Raw genomic sequence first — 9,751 nt, forward strand, 5'->3', positions numbered from 1 at the left:
GCCGCGGGCTCGCCCCGTCATCGTGCGCCGCCTCATCGAGACGCGCCATCGCCTCGACGAGATGATGCGCGGCCCGCAACCGGGTCGCCGCCGCGAGATTCTGCGCCAGCGTCGCCGACCGCGCCACCTCACTGAGCGCCTCGGCGCCCAGCGTGTCCAGGGCCTCCGGCACGGCGCGCAGCGCCCCGAACGCCGCCGAGCTCGTCGTCGTCACCATCGGAACCACTACCACCACACCCCCAGTCGCTGATCGAACCTAGGTGCGATTCTACCGTGGCCGGTGGGATCGCACAAGCATTCGAATACTGGTCGGCCGGTCCGGTCTCCCTCAGGTCTGGCGCACCTCGGATGCGGGTGCGTGGGACCGTGCCCGCGCTCGCCACTGCAGGTACGCCAGACCCGCCCACGAGACGAGCACGGCGGTCGCGACGGCGACGTGGGCCGTCCACAGATGCTCCGCGGGGTAGATGACGCCGGTGAGGTAGTGGTCGATGAACCCGGAGGAGGGCAATGTCTCCTCGCCCGCGCGGGCGCGTCCCCAGTTCTCGACGTGGGTGAGCGGACAGACCCACCCCACCGTCGCGATCCCCAGTCCGTACGCGGCCGTCGCCAGGTGGGGCCAGAACGTCCACCGCCATCGCCACGCGAGGAAGCCGCCCACCACCATGTACACGAGGAAGGCTGCGTGGAGGATCATCGCGGTGTCGGCGACGAGTCGGTAACCCATGAGTCCAGGGTGCCAGCCGGAGCGCGGGGCGCGAGTGGCCTGACTCCCGCGGCCTCTGCTACGGTGACCGGCATGTCGATCGCTCGCGCATATTGGCGCTTTATGTGGGCTCCGGGTGGAGCCCGCGCCGCGAGCGCACGCGTCCGTTAACCGGACGTCCCGACACCCGGAGCCCAGAGGCGGTGACCACCATGGTCGCCGCCTCCCGCCATTTCCCACGGCGGATCCGGGTGCGACACAGGGCACCGACCAGGATCACGGCACCCGGCCCGCCACCACCACCGCATCAGGAGCGCACCGCCGTGACCATCACCGCCGAGAACCCCACCCAAACCGCCGACCGACGCGTCCTGTCGTACTCCCCGTTGCCGACGCCGACCGAGATCCTCGGAGAACTCCCGCTGGGGGAGGCCCGCGAGGCACTGGTCGACCGCAGCCGCGGTGAGATCGCCGACATCCTCGCCGGGCGTGACGACCGCCTGCTCGTGGTCGTGGGTCCCTGTTCCGTCCACGACCCGGACGCCGCACTCGACTACGCGGAGCGCCTGACGACCCTCGCCCGAGAGGTCTCGGAGGACCTGCTGATCGTCATGCGCGTCTACTTCGAGAAGCCGCGCACGACCGTCGGGTGGAAGGGCCTGATCAACGACCCCGCACTCGACGGCAGCTACGACATCCCGCGCGGTCTGCGCACCGCCCGCAGGCTCCTGTTGGACGTGCTGGACCTTGGACTTCCCGTCGGTTGCGAGTTCCTGGAACCGACCAGCCCGCAGTACATCGCCGACGCCGTCTCCTGGGGCGCCATCGGGGCGCGGACGACCGAGAGCCAGGTGCATCGCCAGTTGGTCTCCGGTCTGTCCATGCCGGTGGGGTTCAAGAACGGCACCGACGGCGAGGTGCAGGTCGCGGTGGACGGATGCCGGTCCTCGGCATCGCGCCACGTGTTCTTCGGCACCGACGCCGAGGGCCGGGCAGCCGTGGTGGAGACGGCCGGCAACACCGACTGCCACGTGATCCTGCGCGGTGGGACCCGCGGTCCGAACCACGACGCCGAGTCGGTGGCCTCCGCGGTGGCCTCGGTCGCCAAGGTGGGACTTCCCGGCCTGGTGATGGTCGACGCGAGCCACGCCAACTCGGGCAAGTCCCACGAGCGCCAGGCCGAGGTGGTGGCCGAGCTCGCCGAGCGCATCGGGGCGGGGGAGCAGGGCATCTCCGGCCTGATGATCGAGAGCTTCCTCGAAGCCGGGTCCCAGTCCGTCGACGCCGCCGACCTCGTCTACGGCAAGTCCGTCACCGACGCCTGCATCGGCTGGGACACCACCGAGGACGGAGTGCGCGCGCTCGCCGCGGGGGTGCGCGCCGGTCGACGCGGCTAGAACCCCCACGGGTCAGGGGGACCCCTGTGGAGGGGGCGTCGCGCGGTAACCTCTTCCGGGTGGACGCCTCCTCCCCGTTGTACTCGCTGTACGAGTCGCGACTCCGGTCGTCACTCGAGGGTGCCCGGCTCCCACGACATATCGCCGTGATGGCCGACGGCAACCGCCGCTGGGCCAAAGAGGCGGGGTTCGCGGACGTCGCACACGGGCACCGGGCCGGGGCGGTCAAGATCGCCGAGATGCTCGGCTGGTGTGACGAGCTGGGCGTGGACGTCGCCACCATCTACCTGCTCAGCACCGAGAACCTCGGTCGTGATGCCGATGAGCTCGACGAGCTGCTGCAGATCATCGCCGACGTGGTGGACGAGATCACGGGCCCGGACAAGAACTGGGATGTCCGCATAGTCGGCCGGCTCGAAGTGTTGCCCGACTGGCTGGCCGAGCGGCTGCGGCACGCCGAGCGCGCGAGCACCGGGCGCCGGGGGGTCAAGGTGAACGTCGCCGTGGGCTACGGCGGCCGGCAGGAGATCGCCGACGCGGCCCGCGAGCTCGTCGCGCAGCTGATCGAGGACGGTCGGACCGGGCAGGACCTGGTCGACGGCATCACCGTCGAGGCCATCGGGGAGCACCTCTACACATCCGGTCAACCCGATCCCGACCTGGTGATCCGGACCTCCGGCGAGCAGCGACTGTCGGGGTTCCTGCTCTGGCAGAGCGCGTACTCGGAGATCTGGTTCACCGAGGCGTACTGGCCCGCGTTCCGCCGCGTGGACTTCCTCCGTGCCCTGCGCGACTACGGCGCCCGCAACCGCAGGTTCGGCCACTGATGCCGGCCGCGAATGCTCCCGAGCCCGGGGCGACCGTCCCGGAGTCGTTCACCGTTCGCTCAGTCTGCGTGGTGGACCAGCTCCTCACCGTGCCGGGCCGCGTCGGGGTGACGGCGATCGACAAGCGGCCGGTCGACGGCCCTGTGCAGGTCCGCGAGTACGGCCTCCACGGCGACGTGCAGGCCGATCGCGAACACCACGGCGGTGTATGGAAGGCCGTCTACCTGCTCTCCGACTCCGATGTCGCGCCCTGGGAGCCCGAGTTCGGCGGGCCGATCCCGCCCGGGTTCTTCGGCGAGAACCTGCGCGTGACCGGCGTCGACACCTCGCAGCTCCAGATCGGTACCGTGCTCGAGGTGGGCGCGGGCAGCGGTCGTCGCGGTCCGTTGCGCCTCGAGATCACCACGCCACGCATCCCGTGCCAGACGTTCGGCGACCGCGTCGGCAAGCCCAGGTGGGTCCGCCGGTTCACCGAGGCGGGTCGACCGGGCGCCTACGCCCGCGTCCTGCGCCCGGGTCCTGTCGAGGCGGGCGACGAGATCCGCGTGGTCACCGTGCCCACGCACGGTGTGACCATCGGGAGGGTGTTCGCGGGGGTCGACGACGACGAGGCCCGCCGCCTGCTCGACGAGTACGCGCTGGCCGACCTCGCGCCCAGTCTGGTGCGCAAGCTCGACCCCGCGACGGACGTCCGGCCCGCCGACACGGACGCCGACTGAGCCGGGCTCCGTCCGCTGCCCTCATCGCGCGGTCGATTTCACTCACGTTCTCCCAGGTCGCCTGCTGCGTTTCGCGTCATTTGCGACCACTCGGCGGTGATGGTTCGGCGGTGCTCACTCGGCGAGGTGGTCCCACACCGGCCCGGCGGTGCGCCACAGCGCGGGCGCCTGCTCGCGGCCCACGTCCGGTAACCGGAATGCCCCGCTACCGCCGGCCGTGGTGGCGACGAGCGTGGCCAGACCGGCGCGGCGTTGCAGAGGCGAGCGCCGGATGTTCCAGCCCAGGATGCCGTTCCGCTCGAGAATGTCGGTCCGCCGGGTCAGCGAACCCTTGCGCAGCGCCACCACCCCGTCGGTGACGGCGTGCCCGAGGCCTCGGGCGTTGTCGAACGCGGCCCAGATCGCGACGGCGGCGGACAGTCCGAGCGAAACCAGCGGGACCCACCAGAGCCACGGCCAGAGCACCGCAGGGACGAGCGACACCCCCGTGATCGCGACGACGACCGCGCCCGCCCGGACGAGCCTCCGTCGACGTGCGGCGGACGGGTGGGCCAGGAGCGCGGTGGGCACCGGCTCACCGAGAATCGTCCCGGCCACACCGGCGGACACCGCCCGTGGCGAGGGGGGAACCAACGCCGGACTCTGCTTCTTCTTCCCCTCGTCGTCCTTCCCGGTGCCTACCCCCGACGCGATCACGTCGAGCCGAGCAGCTCCGAGAACTCTGAACCCCGGGGGCTCGTGGAGCGTGACCCCGCGTATGCGGCGGCCGTCGAAGGAGGTGTGCCGGCCCACGAGCAGTCCCCGCCGCAGCTCGAGCGAACCGTCCTCATGGCGCTCGAGTCGCAGGTTCCACCAGTTCTCCACGAAAAGGGCCACCGATGCGACGGTGCCCACCACCAAGGCGAGAAGCACCACCCCGGCGGCGATCACCGGGATCGGCAGGTCGCCGATCCGGGACCAGATCCAGTCGAGCATCTCGGGCACGGCCCTGAACCAGTCAGCGACCTGGAACACCACACCGATGCCCAGGAGGCCGAACAGGGGAGTCATGACGCTCGCGGGCGCGTAGCGGACCCACCCCGGGTCCAGGCGCACGAGCTCGGTGGTGTCGGTGGCGGCGCGCTCGGCGAGAAGCCGACGTCGCAACTCCTCGGCGACCTCGCGGTCCAGTGCGCCGAGGATGAGTCTGGACCCGTCGGTCTCGCCACTGGCCAGTCGCACCGTCGCGATACCCATCCGGCGTTGCACCAGGTCCGCCGAGATCTCCACGTTTCGCACCCGACCGGTCGACAGGCTGGTGGTGGAGGTGGAGAGGAATCGGACGCGGCGTTCGATCCGGTGCGCGTCCACGCGATAGCTGGTCACGGCGAGCCGGGCGGTCTCGATGACCGCGGTGGCCGCAGCGCCGAGGATCATGCCGCCGATGGTCCACAGCACCACCCATGCCGGGCCCACCCCGGCGAGCAGGAGCGCGGAACCGGCGGGAACCGCGGTGACGGCCAGGGCCCCCGCGGCCACGATGGTGCTGGCGGCGACGGTCCGACGATCGAGGCGACGCCACTCCGGTGCGGTCATGTGGCGTCCCGCTGGTCGTCCTGCGCCAGCAGCGTCAACCTGTCAGCCATCTCCTCGGCCTGCGCGGCGTCCAGCGCACTGATGCGGACCGCTCCCGACGAGGAGGCGGTGGTGACCACGACGGTGGCCAACCCGAACTGTCGTTGCAGGGGTCCGCGGGTCTTGTCGACGGTCTGCACACGCGACAGCGGCGCGGCCCGCCATTCCTCCCAGAAGAGGCCACTACGGCTGTAGACGGCCGTGTCCGTGGCCTCCCATCGATGGATCGCCCAACGCACCCTCGGCACCGCGACCAGCGCCACGGCCATCGCGACCGCCCAGCCCGCAGCCGCGAGGAGGACCCACGGAGACAGGACCAGTCCGAGGATGACGGCCACCACGAGCGGCCCGGCCATCCACAGTCCGACCTGGGCGGTCCACCAGCGACGACACCGGGGGTCGACTCTGTGTCGTGGCGGTCTGAGTCCGATCGCTGACGAGTTCACGGTGTCCAACATAGGGCCCCTGTGAAACGCTGGCCGACATGAGTCTTCTCCGACGCTACCGGGCAACCGGCGCTGACCTGCCCTTCGGCGACCCGCTCCGCGCACACGGAGTGGCGATGGAGGGATACTTCCTCCGCGTGACCGACCGCGACCGAGGCCGCGCCCTGATCGCGCTCATCGGGATCAACCGGGGGCCGGACGGGCACTGGGCGACTCTCGGCCTGGCATCCGACGAGGTGCCACCCCGGTCCGGCGCGACCCGGGATCCCCGGCCGGGTGACGGCGCGACGTCGTCGTCCCTCCGCCTGGCGGCCGCACCCGAGGGGTGGGCCGCCCCCGACCGCCTGGGCGCGCGCTCCGGCGACCTGTTCGAGTACCGGCCGGACGGCGTGACGGCGGACATGGGCGAGGGGGCCCGCCTGCACGTGGAGATCACCGATCCCGTGGAGTGGCCGCACCGGGCCGTCGGTGGGTCGAGCGTCTTCCAGGCTGTTCCCGCCCTCAACCAGTACTGGCACCCGTGGCTGCTCGGCGGTCGGGCGCGGGGCTGGGCCGAGCTGGACGGTAGGCGCTGGGAGTTCGACGGCGCCGATGTCTACGGGGAGAAGAACTGGGGCGCCGAGGGCTTTCCGGACTCGTGGTGGTGGGGGCAGGCGCAGGGATTCTCCGAACCGGACGCCTGCGTGGCCTTCGCCGGCGGGCAGATTCATTCGGGCCCATTGCGCACCGAGGTCACCGCCCTGGTGGTGCGCCTGCCCGATGGTCGGGTGATCCGGTTGGGCAACCCCGTGGTCTCGCCGGTCCGCGCGGTGGTCGGCGACGACGTCTGGGCGCTCGAGGGGCGCGGGTACGGCTGGCGGATCCGGGTGACCGGTCGGGCGCCGCTCGGTCGGGCCCACGTGCTGCCCGTGCCGTTGCCCTCGGAGAAGCGGAACTCGGCCGGTGCGATCGAGCACCTGTCGGGTGAGCTCGAGGTGGAGGTGAGCCGCTTCGGTCGCCATGTGTGGACCGACTACAGTCCGCAGGCCGCGCTGGAGCACGGGGGGCTGGACCGCGCGGAGGCCGAGCTGCGGCGCCGAGGGGTTCCGGTGGGGGAGACGGGCGCCGCGCCGGAGTGACCGTCAGATCTTGCGCAGACGCAGACGCTGAATGGAGTGGTCGGAGTTCTTCCGCAGTACCAGTGTGGCCCGGGGTCGGGTGGGCAGGATGTTCTCCACCAGGTTGGGTCGGTTGATCGAGTTCCAGATCTCACGCGCTGCCAACCGGGCCGCCTGGTCGGACAGGTCGGCGTAGTGCGCGAAGTGTGAGTTGGGGTTGGAGAACGACGTGCGGCGCAGTTCCAGGAACCGCTCGACGTACCACGTCTCGATGTCCTCGATCCGCGCGTCCACGTAGAGCGAGAAGTCGAACAGGTCCGAGACCATCAGCCGGGGGCCCGTCTGCAGGACGTTCAGTCCCTCGACGATGAGGATGTCCGGGCGCTCGACCTCGATGAACTCGTGGGGGACGATGTCGTACTTGGTGTGCGAGTACACCGGCGCGCGCACGACCGGGGCGCCGGACTTGACCTCCGTGACGAACCGCAGCAGCGCGCGACGGTCATAGGACTCGGGGTAGCCCTTGCGGTGCATCAATCCGCGCCGCTGGAGCTCACGGTTGGGGTACAGGAAGCCGTCGGTCGTGATGAGGTCGACCCGGGGGTGGGAGTCCCAGCGGGTCAGCAGAGCGCGCAGCACACGCGCCGAGGTGGACTTGCCCACGGCCACCGACCCGGCCACCCCGATCACGAACGGCATGGGAGCGTCCACGGTCTCGCCGAGGAACAGGTTGGTGGACTGGAAGAGGCGCTGCCGGGCCGACACCTGGAGGTGGATGAGCCGGCTGAGCGGCAGGTAGATCTCCGCGATCTCGTCCAGGTCCAGGTGTTCACCCAGACCACGCAATCCCTCGAGGTCCTGCTCGGTGAGCACCATCGGCATGGCTCGCCGCAGTCGGCGCCAGCTCCGGCGGTCGAACTCCACGTACGGCGTGTAGTCGCCGGCATGTCTGCTCACGATTGCTGATTGTGTCAGGTGCCCACGGGGAAGAGGCCTCCAGGTGCCCTGCCACTAGACTGACGACGACGACGAGACGAGCCGTGGCCGCACACGATTCGTACGAAGTGAGAAGCCCACGCGCGAGGAGCAACGATGACCGACCCGAACACCGACGTGTTCACCGCCTCCCTGTCCGATCTCGATCCGGAGGTCGCCGAGGCGATGGCCGGCGAGCTGGCCCGTCAGCGGGACACGCTCGAGATGATCGCGTCGGAGAACTTCGTCCCGCGCTCGGTGCTGCAGGCACAGGGGTCCGTGCTCACCAACAAGTACGCCGAGGGCTACCCGGGTCGTCGATACTACGGCGGGTGTGAGCACGTCGACGTGGTGGAGAACCTGGCCCGCGATCGCGCCAAGGAGGTGTTCGGCGCCACGTACGCCAACGTCCAGCCGCACGCCGGCGCCCAGGCCAACGCCGCGGTGCTCATGGCGCTCGCGACGCCGGGCTCCAAGATCATGGGCCTGTCCCTGGCACACGGTGGCCACCTCACCCACGGCATGAAGCTCAACTTCTCCGGTCAGCTGTACGAGGTCGCCGCCTACGAGGTGGACCCGGAGACCATGCAGATCAACATGGACACCGTCCGCGAGATGGCGTTGGCGGAGCGGCCCGATGTGATCATCGCAGGGTGGTCGGCGTACCCGCGCACACTTGATTTCGCGAGGTTCCGCGAGATCGCCGACGAGGTCGGCGCCAAGCTCTGGGTGGACATGGCCCACTTCGCGGGACTGGTGGCCGCGGGTCTGCACCCGAGCCCCGTGCCCCATGCCGACGTCGTGTCCACCACGGTCCACAAGACCCTGGGCGGGCCGCGTTCCGGCATGATCCTCACCAACGACCTCGACCTGTTCAAGAAGCTCAACTCGTCGGTGTTCCCGGGTCAGCAGGGCGGCCCGCTCATGCACGCGATCGCCGCCAAGGCCACCGCCATGAAGATCGCCGGCACCGAGCAGTTCCGCGAGCGGCAGCAACGCACGATCGAGGGCGCCAGGATCCTCGCCGAGCGCCTGACAGAGCAGGACTGCCGGGACGCCGGGGTGTCGGTGCTCACCGGGGGGACCGACGTCCACCTCGTGCTGGTGGATCTCCGCGAGTCCGAGCTCGACGGCCAGCAGGCCGAGGACCTCCTCCACGAGGCCGGGATCACCGTCAACCGCAACGCCGTGCCGTTCGACCCCCGTCCGCCGATGGTGACCTCCGGCCTGCGGATCGGTACGCCCGCGCTGGCCACCCGAGGTTTCGGGGCCGAGGACTTCCGCGAGGTCGCGGACATCATCGGCACCGCCCTCGCGGCGGGCGCGTCGGCCGACATCGCCGCCCTGCGTGAGCGGGTGTCCGCGCTGGCCGCGGCGAAGCCGCTGTACGAGGGCCTGGAGGACTGGACGATCCTGGGCTGAGGCTCCGGGCCGCGTAGCGCAGCAGACCCCCGCAGTGCCCGGCTGCGGGGGTCTGTCGTCTCAGGGAACGGTGGCCTGGCCCGCGGCGTGGCCCGCCGGCGGGGTCCATGGTGGCGGGGGTCCGCGCGAGGTCAGTCGGTGAAGCGGACCCTCGGGGTCCGGCAGATGAGCAGGCGCCGAACCTTGTCCTGCCCGGTGAGTTGCGCGGTGGCGTTGAAGCTGGCCTCGAACTCCCCGTCACGCCGGGTCTCCCCGAGACACAGCTCGGTGTCCCCGACCCGCGTGCCGCTGAGGATGTGGTGGGTCAGGACGCTCTTCTCGCGCTGTTCGAGGTAGACCACCAGACCGGCTCTGTCCCCCTCGAACTCTGCGGCGGACTCGCCCGTGGAGAACAGGATGGACAGCCGGAAGTCCTCGGTGATGTGGTTGAGGACCCGGTCCGGATCGTCGGAGTCCATGATCTCGAACCAGGCGTGCAGCAGGGGGGTGTCGGTGGACATGGTGGTTCTCCGTTCGGGGGGTCGGTGTGGGCGGGGTCGGATCAGGAG

At 70.6% G+C, this 9,751-nt stretch carries 10 protein-coding genes and 1 pseudogene; 5 read left to right on the forward strand and 6 right to left on the reverse strand.

What is annotated here, in order from left to right:
* A pseudogene (locus IY392_RS03140) lies at window positions 1-217 on the reverse strand (hypothetical protein); the annotation flags it as partial.
* Window positions 218-328: 111 nt separating this feature from the next.
* The gene (locus IY392_RS03145; RefSeq protein WP_194860471.1) at window positions 329-727 is read right to left on the reverse strand and encodes a DUF2784 domain-containing protein; all 399 of its coding nucleotides are present in this window, start codon (window positions 725-727) and stop codon (window positions 329-331) included.
* A gap of 302 nt (window positions 728-1,029) precedes the next feature.
* Here IY392_RS03145 and IY392_RS03150 point away from each other — a divergent pair, with 302 nt between their 5' ends.
* From IY392_RS03150 to IY392_RS03160, 3 genes are read left to right on the forward strand one after another with little or no spacing between them, the layout of a single operon-like run.
* Window positions 1,030-2,103, forward strand: coding sequence for a 3-deoxy-7-phosphoheptulonate synthase (locus IY392_RS03150; protein ID WP_194860472.1), 1,074 nt, complete (start codon window positions 1,030-1,032; stop codon window positions 2,101-2,103).
* A gap of 59 nt (window positions 2,104-2,162) precedes the next feature.
* Window positions 2,163-2,930 (forward strand): isoprenyl transferase, encoded by a 768-nt coding sequence (locus tag IY392_RS03155; protein WP_182612609.1) that lies wholly within the window; start codon window positions 2,163-2,165, stop codon window positions 2,928-2,930.
* Window positions 2,930-3,649: an MOSC domain-containing protein gene (locus tag IY392_RS03160; RefSeq protein WP_194860473.1), complete on the forward strand. Its 720-nt coding sequence runs from the start codon at window positions 2,930-2,932 to the stop codon at window positions 3,647-3,649. The genes IY392_RS03155 and IY392_RS03160 overlap by 1 nt, the downstream gene beginning before the upstream one ends.
* A 114-nt stretch (window positions 3,650-3,763) precedes the next feature.
* On the opposite strand, the gene IY392_RS03165 is transcribed toward IY392_RS03160, so the two are convergent.
* Together IY392_RS03165 and IY392_RS03170 are read right to left on the reverse strand one after the other, a co-directional pair.
* Window positions 3,764-5,224 (reverse strand): PH domain-containing protein, encoded by a 1,461-nt coding sequence (locus tag IY392_RS03165; protein WP_194860474.1) that lies wholly within the window; start codon window positions 5,222-5,224, stop codon window positions 3,764-3,766.
* A complete protein-coding gene (locus tag IY392_RS03170) occupies window positions 5,221-5,619 on the reverse strand; it encodes a PH domain-containing protein (RefSeq protein ID WP_228548955.1) in 399 nt (132 codons plus the stop codon). Before IY392_RS03170 ends, IY392_RS03165 begins: the two co-directional genes overlap by 4 nt.
* Before the next feature lie 128 nt (window positions 5,620-5,747).
* On the opposite strand from IY392_RS03170, the gene IY392_RS03175 reads away from it, so the two are divergent.
* On the forward strand, window positions 5,748-6,827 hold the full coding sequence (locus IY392_RS03175) for a tocopherol cyclase family protein (RefSeq protein WP_107756843.1): 1,080 nt from the start codon (window positions 5,748-5,750) through the stop codon (window positions 6,825-6,827).
* 3 nt (window positions 6,828-6,830) lie between these two features.
* On the opposite strand, the gene coaA is transcribed toward IY392_RS03175, so the two are convergent.
* Window positions 6,831-7,763, reverse strand: coding sequence for a type I pantothenate kinase (coaA, locus tag IY392_RS03180; RefSeq protein ID WP_107756842.1), 933 nt, complete (start codon window positions 7,761-7,763; stop codon window positions 6,831-6,833).
* Window positions 7,764-7,898: 135 nt separating this feature from the next.
* Between coaA and glyA the strand changes: the two genes are divergently transcribed.
* The gene (glyA, locus tag IY392_RS03185; protein ID WP_194860475.1) at window positions 7,899-9,203 is read left to right on the forward strand and encodes a serine hydroxymethyltransferase; all 1,305 of its coding nucleotides are present in this window, start codon (window positions 7,899-7,901) and stop codon (window positions 9,201-9,203) included.
* 131 nt (window positions 9,204-9,334) lie between these two features.
* Here glyA and IY392_RS03190 read toward each other — a convergent pair whose 3' ends face one another.
* Window positions 9,335-9,703 (reverse strand): hypothetical protein, encoded by a 369-nt coding sequence (locus IY392_RS03190; protein WP_107756840.1) that lies wholly within the window; start codon window positions 9,701-9,703, stop codon window positions 9,335-9,337.
* Between the last annotated feature and the right edge of the window lie 48 nt (window positions 9,704-9,751).

Origin of the sequence: Dietzia sp. SYD-A1, from assembly GCF_015356725.1 — a bacterium.
Classification (GTDB): Bacteria; Actinomycetota; Actinomycetes; order Mycobacteriales; family Mycobacteriaceae; genus Dietzia.